This is a genomic window from Pantoea sp. GCM10028869 (assembly GCF_042666835.1).
Lineage (GTDB): Bacteria > Pseudomonadota > Gammaproteobacteria > Enterobacterales > Enterobacteriaceae > Pantoea > Pantoea leporis.
Genome location: NZ_JBHTGO010000002.1, coordinates 408,626 through 423,587, shown reverse-complemented (window position 1 = coordinate 423,587; position 14,962 = coordinate 408,626). Strand labels below are relative to the sequence as shown.

At 51.6% G+C, this 14,962-nt stretch carries 10 protein-coding genes; 5 read left to right on the top strand and 5 right to left on the bottom strand.

All coding sequences use genetic code 11. The features are described 5' to 3' along the window. Positions 1–258 precede the first annotated feature (258 nt). From ycaO to pflA, 4 genes are all read left to right on the top strand, one after another. The gene (gene ycaO / locus ACFQW4_RS06175) at positions 259–2,022 is read left to right on the top strand and encodes a 30S ribosomal protein S12 methylthiotransferase accessory factor YcaO (RefSeq protein WP_192413868.1); all 1,764 of its coding nucleotides are present in this window, start codon (positions 259–261) and stop codon (positions 2,020–2,022) included. 356 nt (positions 2,023–2,378) lie between these two features. After that, positions 2,379–3,239, top strand: coding sequence for a formate transporter FocA (focA, locus tag ACFQW4_RS06170; protein ID WP_101760961.1), 861 nt, complete (start codon positions 2,379–2,381; stop codon positions 3,237–3,239). Between the two features lie 69 nt (positions 3,240–3,308). Then, positions 3,309–5,591, top strand: a complete 2,283-nt coding sequence (gene pflB, locus ACFQW4_RS06165; RefSeq protein ID WP_377724377.1) for a formate C-acetyltransferase — start codon at positions 3,309–3,311, stop codon at positions 5,589–5,591. Between the two features lie 164 nt (positions 5,592–5,755). Beyond that, positions 5,756–6,496, top strand: a complete 741-nt coding sequence (gene pflA, locus ACFQW4_RS06160; RefSeq protein ID WP_101760963.1) for a pyruvate formate lyase 1-activating protein — start codon at positions 5,756–5,758, stop codon at positions 6,494–6,496. 55 nt (positions 6,497–6,551) lie between these two features. On the opposite strand, the gene ACFQW4_RS06155 is transcribed toward pflA, so the two are convergent. Then, a complete protein-coding gene (locus tag ACFQW4_RS06155) occupies positions 6,552–7,703 on the bottom strand; it encodes an MFS transporter (RefSeq protein ID WP_336767385.1) in 1,152 nt (383 codons plus the stop codon). Here ACFQW4_RS06155 and ACFQW4_RS06150 point away from each other — a divergent pair. Next, on the top strand, positions 7,651–7,845 hold the full coding sequence (locus ACFQW4_RS06150; protein WP_277974957.1) for a hypothetical protein: 195 nt from the start codon (positions 7,651–7,653) through the stop codon (positions 7,843–7,845). The two genes, ACFQW4_RS06155 and ACFQW4_RS06150, sit on opposite strands and share 53 nt — an antisense overlap. 171 nt (positions 7,846–8,016) lie before the next feature. Here the strand turns inward: ACFQW4_RS06150 and serS are convergent, their stop codons facing one another. The 4 genes from serS to ACFQW4_RS06130 form a co-directional block, all read right to left on the bottom strand. Beyond that, positions 8,017–9,309 (bottom strand): serine--tRNA ligase, encoded by a 1,293-nt coding sequence (gene serS, locus ACFQW4_RS06145; RefSeq protein WP_101760965.1) that lies wholly within the window; start codon positions 9,307–9,309, stop codon positions 8,017–8,019. A gap of 99 nt (positions 9,310–9,408) precedes the next feature. Beyond that, on the bottom strand, positions 9,409–10,755 hold the full coding sequence (locus tag ACFQW4_RS06140) for a replication-associated recombination protein A (protein WP_110865839.1): 1,347 nt from the start codon (positions 10,753–10,755) through the stop codon (positions 9,409–9,411). 7 nt (positions 10,756–10,762) lie between these two features. After that, on the bottom strand, positions 10,763–11,374 hold the full coding sequence (gene lolA, locus ACFQW4_RS06135; protein WP_008102417.1) for an outer membrane lipoprotein chaperone LolA: 612 nt from the start codon (positions 11,372–11,374) through the stop codon (positions 10,763–10,765). A gap of 175 nt (positions 11,375–11,549) precedes the next feature. Continuing rightward, the gene (locus tag ACFQW4_RS06130; RefSeq protein ID WP_377724373.1) at positions 11,550–14,936 is read right to left on the bottom strand and encodes a DNA translocase FtsK 4TM domain-containing protein; all 3,387 of its coding nucleotides are present in this window, start codon (positions 14,934–14,936) and stop codon (positions 11,550–11,552) included. Between the last annotated feature and the right edge of the window lie 26 nt (positions 14,937–14,962).

Here is a 14,962-nt window from a genome sequence, read left to right as displayed (position 1 = left end):
CATTGCCTCCAGATAGCTGCAATCATTAATCCGGCAGCGATCACATTTCCAGAGCCAGCTTCACCGCAGCTTATGTCATAAATGCATTCAGCCATGGAATTTTGTGAGGTTGTTCCAGAAAGAAAAATCGGCAAGCGGAATGGCGTAACAACCTTAACCAGGTTGAGATAAATTTGGCTGACTGAATAGCGAAGCACGCATAAAACCCGTATTATTGCCCGCTTTATGCCCACCCCATTGACTTAAGAGAGCGCCACCATGACGCAAACGTTTATCCCCGGAAAAGACGCCGCACTGGAAGATTCCATTGCTCGCTTTCAGCAGAAACTGCAAGACCTTGGTTTCAATATTGAAGAAGCTTCCTGGCTGAATCCGGTGCCACACGTCTGGTCAGTACACATTCGCGATCGCGACTGCCCGCTGTGCTTTACAAATGGCAAAGGTGCTAGCAAAAAAGCCGCTCTGGCTTCAGCGTTGGGCGAATATTTTGAACGCCTCTCTACTAACTACTTCTTCGCCGATTTCTGGTTGGGTGAATCCATCGCTAATGGCGATTTTGTTCACTATCCAAATGAAAAATGGTTCCCGCTCACCGAGGACGACAGCCTGCCAGAAGGCATTTTGGATGCGCGCCTGCGCAAGTTCTATGATCCTGATGAGAGCCTGGGTGCTTCTGAGCTGATTGATCTGCAATCCGGCAATGACGAGCGTGGAATTTGTGGCCTGCCATTTACCCGTCAATCTGACCAGCAAACAGTGTATATCCCGATGAACATCATCGGTAATCTGTACGTTTCGAATGGTATGTCTGCCGGTAACACTGCGAACGAAGCGCGTGTACAGGGTCTTTCTGAAGTGTTTGAGCGTCATATTAAGAATCGCATCATCGCCGAATCCATCAGCCTGCCAGAAATTCCAGCAGAGGTGATGCAGCGTTATCCTGGCGTAATTGAAGCAATTGAACGTCTGGAAGCAGAAGGTTTCCCAATCTTCTCATACGATGCGTCACTCGGCGGCAAATACCCGGTTATCTGCGTTGTGCTGTTCAATCCAGCAAATGGTACCTGCTTCGCTTCGTTTGGCGCACATCCGGACTTTGGCGTCGCACTTGAGCGAACCGTTACTGAACTGCTGCAGGGCCGTGGTCTGAAAGATCTCGACGTGTTCACACCGCCAACGTTCGATGATGAAGAGGTAGCGGAACACGCTAACCTGGAAACGCATTTCATCGATTCAAGCGGTCTGATTTCATGGGATATGTTTAAAGACGATGCCGATTATCCTTTCGTCGACTGGAGCTTTGCGGGTACCACTCATGAAGAGTTTGATACGCTAATGGCGATCTTCCGTGCGGAAGATAAAGAAGTCTATATCGCTGACTATGAACATCTGAGTGTTTACGCTTGCCGCATTATCGTGCCGGGCATGTCTGATATTTATCCAGCAGAAGATCTGCTGCTGGCAAATAACAGCATGGGCGCACCACTGCGCAAAACCCTGCTGGCGCTGCCAGACAGCCAATGGGAACCCGAAGCCTATCTCGAGCTGATTGTGCAACTGGATGAGGAAGGTCATGATGACTTTACTCGCGTGCGCGAGCTGCTGGGTCTGGCATCAGGCAAAGATAATGGCTGGTACACGCTACGTATTGGCGAGCTGAAAGCCCTGCTGGCGCTGGCCGGCGGCGACCTGGATCAGGCTCTGATCTGGACTGAATGGACGATGGAGTTTAATCAGTCCATCTTTAGTGAAGAGCGCGCAAACTACTACCGCTGTCTGCAAACCTTGCTGCTGCTGGCAATGGAAGAGGAACGCGATCCGCTACAATATCATCGCGCCTTTATTCGTATGTACGGCCAGGCTGCTGTTGAGGCTGCTTCAGCGGCAATCAGTGGCGAAGCGCCCTTCTATGGATTGCAAGCGGTCGATCTGGATCTGAAAGCTTTCCCTGCGCATCAATCATTACTCGCTGCCTATGAAAAGCTGCAGACAGCTAAACGTCGTTATTGGTCACAAAAATAGTCTTAACGCTTAAATTTCCATTTATTGAAATTAGGGTATTGGCCAATGGCACTGAAAAAAATCAGTGCCATTTTTTTATATTGTTCATACAAAGAGATTTAAGTGCATTATTAAATAACAATTCAGCTTTAATCGTTAATGATATTTAACAAAATCTAGTCTTGCCGCAGCCACCTTCAACTTATTTTGCATAAATTAAAAATTATTTATTACAATAAATTCAATAATTTAAGCAGCACTCAGACGCATTTACGCTTCGCTTATCAGCGACCTCCCGGTCAAATATGATCCACATCAATTTCTGACCTATACTCCTTTGTTAATATCTTTACAGGCAATTTTTGGAGAGCGTTAGTGTGAAAGCTGACAACCCTTTTAATTCATTATTACCGGCGGCAATGGCGAAAGTTGCAGAAGAAGCCGGCATATATAAAGCTACTAAACGTCCTTTAACCACCTTCTTCCTTGCCATCACTGCTGGCGTATTTATCTCAATCGCATTTGTCTTCTATATCACTGCGACCACCGGAAGTGGAGCAATGCCCTACGGCATAGCAAAACTGATCGGCGGTATCTGTTTCTCGCTCGGTTTAATGTTAGTCGTGGTGTGCGGTGCTGACCTGTTCACCTCAACTGTTTTGATCGTGGTGGCAAAAGCCAGCGGCCGTATCACCTGGCTGCAACTCGGTCGACACTGGTTGACGGTCTATATCGGTAACCTGTTTGGTGCGCTGTTCTTTGTCGCGCTGATCTGGTTAGCCGGTGAACACATGGTGGCGAATGGTGCCTGGGGTTTGAATGTCCTGCAAACCGCTGACCATAAAATGCATCACACCTTTATTGAAGCAGTGAGTCTCGGCACGCTCGCCAACCTGATGGTTTGCCTGGCGGTGTGGATGAGTTATTCCGGCCGCAGTCTGATGGACAAAATGTTTGCGATGATCCTACCGGTGGCGATGTTTGTTGCCTGCGGTTTTGAACATAGTATTGCCAACATGTTCCTTATCCCGATGGCCATCGTTATCCGTGATTTTTCCAGCCCGGAATTCTGGCAAATGGCTGGTGCAAGCGCAGCACAGTTCCCATCACTAAGCGTTAGTGACTTTATTGTTAACAACCTGATTCCCGTAACCATCGGCAACATTATTGGCGGCGGATTATTAGTCGGTTTGACCTACTGGGTAATCTATCTGCGTGGCGATGAGCCGGTGCATTAATGAATTGGTACGGGCGTGCTGAGTCAGCGCGCCATACGTCAAAGTCTCCCTAAATAAGGCAGGTATATCATGTCCGAACTGAATGAAAAAATGGCGTCAGCCTGGGAAGGATTTAGCGCCGGCGAATGGCAGAACAGCGTCAACGTCCGTGACTTTATCCAGAAAAACTACACACCGTATGAAGGCGACGAATCCTTCCTCGCTGGCGCGACGCCGGCCACAACTAAGCTGTGGGACAGCGTACTTGAAGGCATCAAAATCGAGAACCGCACCCACGCGCCGGTAGATTTTGACACCGATCTGGCTTCAACCATCACCTCTCACGATGCCGGCTACATCAGCAAATCGCTGGAAAAAATCGTTGGCCTGCAAACTGAAGCACCTTTGAAACGTGCCATCATCCCGTTTGGCGGTATCAAAATGGTTGAGGGTTCTTGCAAGGTTTATGGCCGCGAACTTGATCCCGCACTGAAAAAAGTCTTCACTGATTACCGCAAAACCCATAACCAGGGCGTGTTCGATGTTTACACCCCTGACATCATGCGCTGCCGTAAATCAGGCGTGTTGACGGGTTTACCGGATGCCTATGGCCGCGGTCGTATCATCGGTGACTATCGCCGCGTTGCGCTGTACGGCATCGATTTTCTGATGAAAGACAAAGTTGCGCAGTTCAATTCTCTGCAGAGCGATATGGAGAATGGCGTTGACCTCGAAGCCACCATTCGCCTGCGTGAAGAGATCTCTGAACAGCACCGCGCACTGGGTCAGATCAAAGAGATGGCTGCGAAGTATGGTTCAGATATCTCGCTGCCCGCTACCAATGCTCAAGAAGCCGTTCAGTGGACTTACTATGGCTATCTCGCGGCGGTGAAATCTCAGAACGGTGCGGCAATGTCCTTTGGTCGCGTATCCACCTTCCTTGATGTGTATATCGAGCGCGATATTCAGGCCGGAAAACTGACTGAAGAAGAAGCACAGGAACTGATTGACCATCTGGTGATGAAACTGCGTATGGTGCGCTTCCTGCGTACGCCTGAATACGATGAGCTGTTCTCCGGTGACCCAATCTGGGCAACAGAATCACTGGCGGGTATGGGCGTCGATGGTCGTACTCTGGTGACTAAAAGCACCTTCCGTTTCCTGAATACGCTTTACACCATGGGGCCATCTCCGGAGCCAAATATGACCATCCTGTGGTCAGAAAAACTGCCGGTTAACTTTAAGAAATACGCCGCAAAAGTGTCTATCGATACATCCTCATTGCAGTATGAGAATGATGACCTGATGCGTCCTGACTTCGACAACGATGACTATGCTATCGCCTGCTGCGTTAGCCCAATGATTGTCGGTAAGCAGATGCAGTTCTTCGGTGCGCGTGCCAACCTGGCAAAAACCCTGCTGTACGCAATCAACGGTGGCGTTGATGAAAAACTGAAAATGCAGGTGGGTCCGAAAGAAGCACCAATCACTGACGAGATTCTTGATTACGACATCGTGATGGAGCGCCTGGATCACTTCATGGATTGGCTGGCTAAGCAGTACGTCACCTCCCTGAATATCATTCACTACATGCACGATAAGTACAGCTACGAAGCTTCACTGATGGCGCTGCACGATCGTGACGTTTATCGCACCATGGCCTGTGGTATTGCGGGTCTGTCTGTTGCGGCTGACTCACTTTCTGCCATCAAATACGCCAAAGTGAAAACCATCCGTGATGAAGATGGTCTCGCAGTAGACTTTGAAATTGAAGGCGAATATCCGCAGTTTGGTAACAACGACTCTCGCGTTGATGACATGGCGTGCGATTTGGTTGAACGTTTCATGAAGAAAATGCAGAAACTGCAAACCTACCGTAACGCGGTGCCAACGCAGTCAGTGCTGACCATCACATCTAACGTGGTTTACGGTAAGAAAACCGGTAATACGCCAGACGGACGTCGTGCGGGTGCGCCATTCGGTCCGGGTGCTAACCCAATGCACGGCCGTGATCAGAAAGGTGCGGTGGCTTCACTGACCTCCGTCGCAAAACTGCCCTTTGCTTACGCGAAAGACGGCATCTCTTATACTTTCTCCATCGTGCCAAATGCGCTGGGTAAAGATGATAACGTGCGTAAAACCAATCTTGCTGGCCTAATGGATGGATATTTCCACCATGAAGCCAACATTGAGGGCGGTCAGCATCTGAACGTTAACGTGATGAACCGTGAGATGTTGCTGGATGCGATGGAACATCCTGAGAAGTATCCGCAGCTGACCATTCGCGTATCCGGTTATGCTGTGCGCTTCAACTCGCTCACCAAAGAGCAGCAGAAAGATGTAATTACCCGTACGTTCACTCAGTCGCTGTAATCGTAGTTCACTGAGATTGAAAGGCTCCTGCGGGAGCCTTTTCTCCACAAGTCCGTTTTGCCAGTTTGCTGGCGCTGGCGACCTGGCAAAATCGACTTTCACTTTTAGAGCACAACATAGATTGTGCTGCCTGATATTCAGGCTCACCTGGAGAACTCATCGCAATGTCAACCATCGGTCGTATCCACTCCTTTGAATCCTGCGGCACCGTTGACGGCCCAGGCATCCGCTTCATTACCTTTTTTCAGGGCTGCCTCATGCGCTGCTTGTATTGCCATAACCGCGATACATGGGACACGCATGGCGGTAAAGAAGTTACCGTTGAAGAGTTGATGAAGGATGCGCTCTCATATCGTCACTTCATGAATGCATCTGGCGGTGGCGTGACGGCGTCGGGTGGCGAAGCGATCTTACAAGCGGAGTTCGTGCGTGACTGGTTCCGCGCTTGCCAGGCAGAAGGCATTCATACCTGTCTCGACACTAACGGCTTTGTTCGTCGCTACGATCCGGTGATCGATGAATTGCTTGATGCCACTGATTTGGTAATGCTCGATTTAAAACAGATTAACGATGATGTGCATCAGATTCTGGTGGGCGTTTCCAATCATCGTACGCTGGACTTTGCGCGCTATCTGCAGAAGAGAGGCAAACGCACCTGGATCCGCTTTGTAGTGGTGCCTGGCTACTCCGATGATGATGACTCGGTTCATCGCTTGGGTGAGTTTACCAAAGATATGGATAACATAGAGAAGATCGAATTGCTGCCTTACCACGAGTTAGGCAAACACAAATGGATCGCCATGGGCGAAGAGTACAAGCTGGATGGTGTTAAGCCGCCGAGCAAGGAAACCATGGAGCGAGTGAAGAATATCCTCGCCAGCTACGGCCATGAAGTGATGTATTAACCGCAAACAAAAGGGGAACCACCGGCTCCCCTTTTTACTATTTCATGGGAATGCGTTAAGCATGTGCGACCGGAGTAGCCTGATGATCGGCTTTGCGCAGTAACATCACCAGATAAACCAGTGCAACTGCAGCAATCATCACAAACAGCAGGCGGTCAGAGTAATTTTGCATCAGCATTGACGTCATTCCCGGCCCCACCAAACTGCCCACGGTATAGCTAAACAGTAACGCCTGATTCATTGCCACTAACTCATGATGCGCGACGGTTTCGCACGCCCAGGACATCGCCACCGGATAAAGTGTAAAACCCGCAAGACCCAGCACAAACAGCGCTGGCGCCATCGCAGTATCACCTAACATAGCAATCGCACCCAGGATAACCACAAACACTTGCACACGCAGCACCATCAGGCGACCAAAGCGATCGGCTAAACGTCCTACCGGCCACTGACCGACAATGCCGGAGCTGACCAGTAACGCCATCCAGTAACCGACGTTTGCATCACTCATGCCCTGATGTGACAGATACAACGGCATCAAGCCATAAAGTGAGCCGAGAACGATACCGGAAATAATGCAGCCATTGATGCCGAGACGAGAACTACGACGACGCAACATAACCCAAAGGCGCCCCGTTGAAGCTTCTTCTGTCGCAGCGCTGGTATTGACATGCACAAATACTACCGGCAATACCGCACAGATAATCAGTGCAGTCACCCATGGAATCACGTGGAGCAGCTCGGTTGACACGCGGCTCACCAGCAACTGGCCTGCAACAGTGCCGAGGTAATAGATGATCATATAAGCCGCCAGCAACTGACCGCGATTACGCACGGTACCGCTGCATAACAAGGCACTCTCAACCACCACCCATATCAGTGCACAACCGACACCTGCGGTAAAGCGCAGTAATGTCCAGCTATAGAAACCATCCAGTATCATCATGCCCATGGTCGCTACGGCAAAAAGCACGCTGGCAAGGTAAAAACAGCGATTAAAACCATAACGAGTAATCAACCAGCCCGCGAGCAAGGTGCCCAGCAAGTTACCGGTGTAATACGATGAGCTAGCCATTCCCACTTGCCAGGTCGGCAATTGATCATGGGTAAGCCAGAGCGGTACCAGCGTATTAAGCACAGCGATAGACACCGTCATGAGCATTAAGCCGCAAAGCAGCAAAACGACGGGGCGCGACCAGGTTGACATAGGGAATAAAACCAAAAGAAATGACGATAATTGCGCGCAGTTTGCCATCCGCTATCTTAAAGTCAATGTGCAAAAATTCGTCGCCGCACGATTTGCTGCGGAACAATTTATTTTTTTTATCTTCAGAGGGTTAGAAGCATGATGAAGGATAAAAGTCTGGCATCTATCTATTTGAATTTACGATTTTTAATGCTTAAGAGCCATTTATTGTCGATAACGTTTATTTCTTATTAATTCCGACTAAAAAATAATTATTTTGCCGCTTAAGAAACAAAAAACCCGGCATTGCCGGGCTTATATAATTGCGCGTTGATTAGCCAACGAATTCCAGTCCGCCCATATAAGGACGTAGTACTTCTGGCACTTCAATGCGGCCATCTGCTTGCTGATAGTTTTCAAGCACAGCCACCAGAGTACGACCCACTGCCAGACCAGAACCGTTCAGCGTGTGCACCAAACGCGGTTTCTTGTCGGTTTTGCTACGGCAGCGCGCCTGCATACGACGAGCCTGGAAATCACCCATGTTGGAGCAAGAGGAGATTTCACGATAGGTATCCTGTGCTGGCAGCCAAACTTCCAGGTCGTAGGTCTTGGAAGAGCCAAAGCCCATATCGCCGGTACAAAGCAGCACTTTACGGTATGGCAGATTGAGCAACTGAAGCACTTTCTCAGCATGGCCCACCAACTCTTCCAGTGCATCCATGGAGGTTTCAGGCGCCACAATCTGCACCATTTCCACTTTATCGAACTGGTGCATACGGATTAAACCACGCGTATCGCGCCCGTACGAACCGGCTTCAGAACGGAAGCATGGCGTGTGCGCAGCAAGTTTGAGCGGCAAAGATTCTTCTTCAACGATCTCATCACGCACCAGATTGGTCAGCGGCACTTCAGCGGTAGGGATCAGCGCATAGTTGCTGCTACCCGCTTCTTCACCCAGCGGCTTGGTATGGAATAAATCTTCACCAAACTTCGGCAGCTGTCCGGTGCCATACAACGTTTCCTGATTCACCAGATACGGAACATAGGTTTCAAGATAACCGTGCTGCTGCGTGTGCAGGTCAAGCATAAACTGGCTAAGCGCACGGTGCAGACGCGCAATCTGGCCCTGCATCACAATGAAACGTGAACCCGTCAATTTCACCGCGGCGGCAAAGTCCAGACCTTTGGCGGCTTCACCCAGCTCAACATGATCTTTCACCGGGAAATCGAACTGGCGCGGCTGGCCCCAGCGGCTCACTTCCTGATTCTCGCTGTCATCTTTACCCAACGGGACTTCGTCAACCGGGAGGTTTGGCAATGCGAGGGCAAAGTCACGAATTTCGTTCTGCAGGGCATCCAGTTCTGCTTTAGCCGCATCCAGGCGTTCGCCCAGCGCGTTCACTTCCTGACGCAGCGGCTCGATGTCTTCCCCACGTGCTTTGGCCTGACCGATGGATTTGGATCGGGAATTACGCTCAGCCTGCAGATTTTCAGTTTCTACCTGCAAGACTTTACGACGCTCTTCAAGCGAACGTAAGGTTTCCACATCCAGTTTAAATCCTCGGCGTGCCAGTTTTTCTGCGACTGCGTCTGGCTCGTTACGCAGCAGGTTGGGATCGAGCATGCTAATCCTGTGTAATAAAAGGTTGATTGAACGAATGGCGGGACTTGCATCCCTATGGAATGCAATGAAATCCTTGCTCACCTTACCGTAAGGTGTTTATCAGCGGTAGCGTTTTATCGGGCTATTTTGATCCTGCTCAGCCAGCCAGGCGAGTTTTTCGCCAATTTTCCCTTCGAGCCCGCGATTAGTCGGTTGATAGTAGCGCGTCTGCGCCATTTCAGGCGGGAAATAGACTTCGCCAGCGGCATAGGCGTTAGTCTCGTCGTGCGCATAACGATACTCTTTGCCCAGCCCCATCTCTTTCATCAATTTGGTAGGGGCGTTGCGTAAATGTTCCGGCACATCGTAGTCAGGAAATTCGCGCGCATCGCGCATCGCGGCTTTGAAAGCGGTGTAAACGGCATTACTTTTGGGTGCGCTGGCAAGGTAGACAATCGCCTGCGCAATCGCCCTTTCGCCTTCGGCTGGACCGACGCGCGTAAAGCAATCCCAGGCCGCTAGCGCAACCTGCATGCCGCGCGGATCGGCGTTACCCACATCTTCCGAGGCGATAGCCAGCAAACGGCGTGCGACATACAGCGGATCGCCGCCTGCGGTGATGATTCTTGCATACCAGTAAAGTGCCGCATCAGGTGCTGAACCGCGAACAGATTTGTGCAGAGCGGAGATCAGATCGTAGAAACGATCGCCTTTGTTATCAAAACGCGCCGCTCTTTCACCGGAAACTTCGTTGAGTAATTGTGGCGTTAATTCACGCTGGCCTTCGGCATTGCTTTCAGCCATATCCGCCATCATTTCCAGCGTATTCAATGCCCGACGCGCATCACCGTTAACCAGTTCCGCTATCATACGGCGCGTATTATCCGGCAGCACAATATCGCTTTTGCCATAACCGCGTTCGTCATCCTGCATCGCCTGCAGCAGAACCTGTTCAATATCAGCAGTGGTAAGAGACTTGAGTAAATATACGCGGGCACGGGATAGCAGCGCCGAGTTGAGTTCAAACGAGGGATTTTCTGTGGTGGCACCAATAAACGTAATGGTGCCATCTTCAATATGCGGCAGGAAAGCATCCTGCTGACTTTTGTTAAAGCGATGGACTTCGTCGACAAACAGGATGGTGCGTCGACCCACCTGACGATTTTGTCGGGCACGCTCGATCGCTTCACGAATCTCTTTCACGCCAGAAGTGACAGCAGAAATGCGCTCAACATCAGCTTTACCGTAATGGGCGATAATCTCGGCTAATGTCGTTTTCCCTGTCCCAGGCGGTCCCCACAAAATCATCGAATGCAGATGCCCGGCCTCAATGGCGCGCGGCAGCGGTTTACCGGGCGCCAGCAAATGCTGTTGCCCAATGTAGTGTTGCAGCGTCGCCGGCCGCATACGCGCGGCCAGCGGCTGAAACTCATTCGATGGAGCGAAATCCAGAGACAGGTTACTCACCTTGACCTCACTGACGTTGATCGTCCACCGTTACCCCTTTTGGCGGCGTAAAGGTGAATTTGTCTGGGCTAATAGCGCCGTTGTTTTGGCTCTTCAGCTGATAATCGCTGTGCTGGCCATCTTGCTCAATCGCGCTGAACTTATTGATTGTGCCAGACGATGTCACATTGATGGTGAACTGCTTGAGGTTGCCATCACTGCTCTTTGGCGTTAGCTCAAAGTTATCGCCCTGCTGCTTGATGTTGTACTGTTTCCAGTCGCTTGGCTGGTTACGCGCAATCAGCATAAACGGCGTGTTGCTGGCTGCATTTTGCAACAGGCTAACGCTGGCTTGTTCAACGAAGGGATTGTAGAACCACAGATTTTTGCCATCAGAAATAATTACGCTTTCATCCGGCGCGGTCATGTGCCAGTTAAACAAGCTTGGGCGCTTCACCCACAGCTCGCCTTCACCATCCTGCACGTTGGCGCCGCTGCCATCGGTCACTTTCTGACTGAAGCTGGCATGGAAGCTGTTCACTTTATTAAGACGCTGTTGCAGATCGCTGGACGCATCCGCCAATACTGATGCGGAAACAAAACTGGCCAACAGGCCACAGGCAATAACGCGTAATTTCATCTGATTCGATTCCTTATTTATTGTTTCCCGACACTTACAGCATTAAACGTAGTTGCCATCCTGTCTCTTCGACAGGAGAAAAAGCCGAAAGCTCCCTAAGATATGGGGATCGACCAACAGATAAACAATGGGCCAGTGTTAACTGGCCCATAAGCAGACAACTGCACGCGATAAATTACATCTCGTGTGGCGGCGGCGAAAGCACTTCGCGGTTGCCGTTATGTCCCGGTTCAGAAACGATGCCCTGCGCTTCCATCTGCTCGATGATACGTGCGGCACGGTTATATCCGATACGGAACTGGCGCTGAACTCCAGAAATGGAGGCTCGGCGTTTTTCCACTACGAAAGAGACCGCCTGATCAAACAGCGGATCCAGCTCTTCATCGCCCATCATTCCGCTAGCTGCGCTATCGCTCTCTTCACCAGCAGTAATGCTTTCGATGTATTGCGGGCGACCGCGCGCTTTCCAGTCCTGAACCACCGCATGCACTTCCTGATCGCGCACGAATGCACCATGCACACGTACCGGCATTGAGGAGTTTGGCGGCATGTAGAGCATGTCACCCATCCCCAGCAGCGATTCTGCACCGCCCTGATCGAGGATGGTACGTGAGTCGATCTTGCTGGAAACGGTGAAGGCGATACGCGTCGGTATGTTGGCTTTGATCAGACCGGTAATCACATCAACCGACGGACGCTGTGTCGCCAGCACCAGGTGAATACCCGCCGCTCGCGCTTTCTGAGCCAGACGAGCAATCAACTCTTCGACTTTCTTACCGACCGCCATCATCAGATCGGCAAATTCGTCGACCAGCACCACGATATAAGGCAGTTTTTCCAGCACCGGAGGTGTGGTGTCCATGCTATCGCCCGGTTTCCAGAACGGATCCGGAATCGGTCGACCCATCGCGGCAGCCTGCTCAATCTTCTCGTTATAGCCGGCCAGATTACGCACGCCCAGCGCAGACATCAGTTTATAGCGACGCTCCATTTCACCAACACTCCAGCGCAGCGCGTTGGCCGCATCTTTCATGTCTGTAACCACTTCGGTCAGCAAGTGAGGGATGCCTTCGTAGACTGACAGCTCGAGCATTTTCGGGTCGATCATGATAAAGCGCACTTCTTCCGGCGTGGCTTTATACAGCATGCTAATGATCATGGTGTTAACGCCCACTGATTTACCGGAACCGGTGGTACCGGCAACCAGCAAGTGCGGCATTTTCGCTAAATCAGCCACCACCGGCTGGCCAGCAATGTCTTTACCCAACACCACTGCAAGCGGTGACGGGTTTTCACGAAATTTAGGGCAATCCAGTACTTCGCGCAGATAAACGGTTTGACGATGTTTATTTGGCAGTTCAAGCCCGACGTAAGGCTTGCCTGGAATCACTTCCACCACGCGCACGGCAACCGCAGACAGAGAACGCGCCAGGTCACGCGACAAGTTAGAAATACGGGAAGCTTTAACGCCTGGCGCTAAATCGAGCTCGAAGCGGGTAATGACCGGACCAGGTGAAATACCTACAACCTCCGCCTTCACTCGATAATCAGCCAGGCGTGCTTCAACCAGCCGCGCGGTTTGCTCCAGCGCAAACATATCTACCGGCTCTTCTTCTGCCGGTGGTGACGTGAGCAGATCCAACGTAGGCAGCGGCGTAGAAGGTTTTTCCAGCGGCTGTTCATGGCGAACCAGGAACGGATGGAACAAGCTGTCCTGCACAGGCGCAGCAGGTTTCACTGGTGCAGGCGGCGCAGAATAAGCTTCCTGTTCCGGCGACGACCATGGGCTGGATTCAGCACTCAACGGCGGCATTGCCGCTGGCTCCGGCGCAGCAGGTTGTTGCCACGACGCGGGCTCTTCCGGCTCTGGCGATGCAGAAATAGTGAACAGTGGCTCGCTCGGGCTATCGTCGACCAAATCTTTCATTGGTGAAAAATCAAAAGCAGACGACGTATCCAGATTAAATACCGGTGCTTCCTTCACTTCAGGTTCGGTATAGCGTTGCTGCTGCTGATCGGCGAACTGGCGTGCAAGTTGAGCCTGCTGCAATGCATCCTCATCATCAGGCTCAGACGCTTCCTGCCAGCTTTCACCGTAACGATTCTGCTGCTGCGACGCGAAGGCTTCACGCAACTGCGCCTCTTGCAGCTCAACATCCTGTTCCTGTGGAGGAACGCTGTAAGACGCAGTGACTTCTGGCTGTTGCTGCTCAGCATCTTTAGCCTGCTCTTCCGCCATACGCTGCGAAGGCAACTTAATGCCGTACGAAGCTAACTCACGTCGTGTTGGCAACTTAACTTTGTTTGGACGCGGCAACTCTGGACCAATGCCCTGCTTCACCTGCGGGTTGTAATCACGCTCAGGTACGATATCGAAGGCAGGTGAATAAGCAGCAGGTGATGTCGCTGCTTTGACTGCTCCAGCGGCAAGTGAAGCGGCGGCGAGACTGTTTAAAGGTGCAGAAGATGAAGCGGCATCCTGCCAGTTGCCCATGCTCGGGCCCTCATCGTCATCAGCCGGCGAAAACGGTGAAGGAGCTGCTTCACCTGGCATCTCGAAACGATAGAGCGGAGCAGAAGGCTGCGCGATTGGTTGTTGCGCTGCAGCAACAGGCTGAGGAGCCGGAGTCGACTGAGCCGTGGCTTCGGCAACGCGTGGCATTGCGTCGGGTTCGGCAGATGCGGCTGGAGCAGGCTGCATAGCAGCTGGAGTTTGCTGTGCGGCTTGCGTAGTAACCGCAATTGCAGCGGCAGTTGCCGCACTCGCCTTCGCCAGCAGCGGATCGTCGCTCAACTCCGCAGCAACCGGTTCGCTCACCTTGCGCGGTTGAGCTAACAAGACATCATCGTCGTCATTAACGGAGTGTGCAGCATGCATCGGAGGCGACACCTCATCAGCAAGCTCTTCGTCGTCGTATTCTTCTTCCTGCCAGGGTTCGTCATGTCGTGAACGATTGCTGGCAAAGGTCAGAACACCCATCACCACGCCGCCGATCTTCTCGGCAATCGTCAGCCATGACCATCCGGTATAAAGCGTGATGCCGGCAGCCCAGACGCACAGCAGCGTCAAGGTGCCGCCAGCCGAACTGAACCACGGTGCCATCGCATTGCTGACCAGGCTGCCGATTACGCCGCCGGAAGCAAAATACCAGATGTCATCTACGTTGAGCGCCGCCAGACCACAGGTCGTTACCACCAAGGCCAGCACGCCAATCAGGCGTAAACCAACGGCAAAGTAGTCGATGTAATCCTGACGATCACGTTGGCGGAAGGTGATCCAACACAGACCAATAATGACGGGAGGAATGGCGTAGGCCATCACGCCAAAGATGAACAATAGCGTATCGGCCAGCCATGCGCCGACGCTACCACCCAGATTATGGATAGGTTCGTGCCATGCGGTTTGTGACCAGCTTGGATCTGACGGGTTAAAACTAACCAGCGACACCATCAAATAGATGGCGAACAAGGCCACAAGAATGAGCAACGCTTCCAGCAGACGACGTCCACTGCTCAGCGGTTGTAACGAAACATCTTTATCTTCTGTATATTCCTGGCTCAAGAGAACTCTCCAGGTGCCTGTAAATT

Bases quoted from the DNA above. Each gene is read 5' to 3' on its own strand.
- ycaO (WP_192413868.1), top strand. From the start codon at position 259: ATGACGCAAACGTTTATCCCCGGAAAAGACGCCGCACTGGAAGATTCC.
- pflB (WP_377724377.1), top strand. From the start codon at position 3,309: ATGTCCGAACTGAATGAAAAAATGGCGTCAGCCTGGGAAGGATTTAGC.
- pflA (WP_101760963.1), top strand. From the start codon at position 5,756: ATGTCAACCATCGGTCGTATCCACTCCTTTGAATCCTGCGGCACCGTT.
- ACFQW4_RS06150 (WP_277974957.1), top strand. From the start codon at position 7,651: ATGAGCATTAAGCCGCAAAGCAGCAAAACGACGGGGCGCGACCAGGTT.
- ACFQW4_RS06155 (WP_336767385.1), bottom strand. From the start codon at position 7,703: ATGTCAACCTGGTCGCGCCCCGTCGTTTTGCTGCTTTGCGGCTTAATG.
- serS (WP_101760965.1), bottom strand. From the start codon at position 9,309: ATGCTCGATCCCAACCTGCTGCGTAACGAGCCAGACGCAGTCGCAGAA.
- lolA (WP_008102417.1), bottom strand. From the start codon at position 11,374: ATGAAATTACGCGTTATTGCCTGTGGCCTGTTGGCCAGTTTTGTTTCC.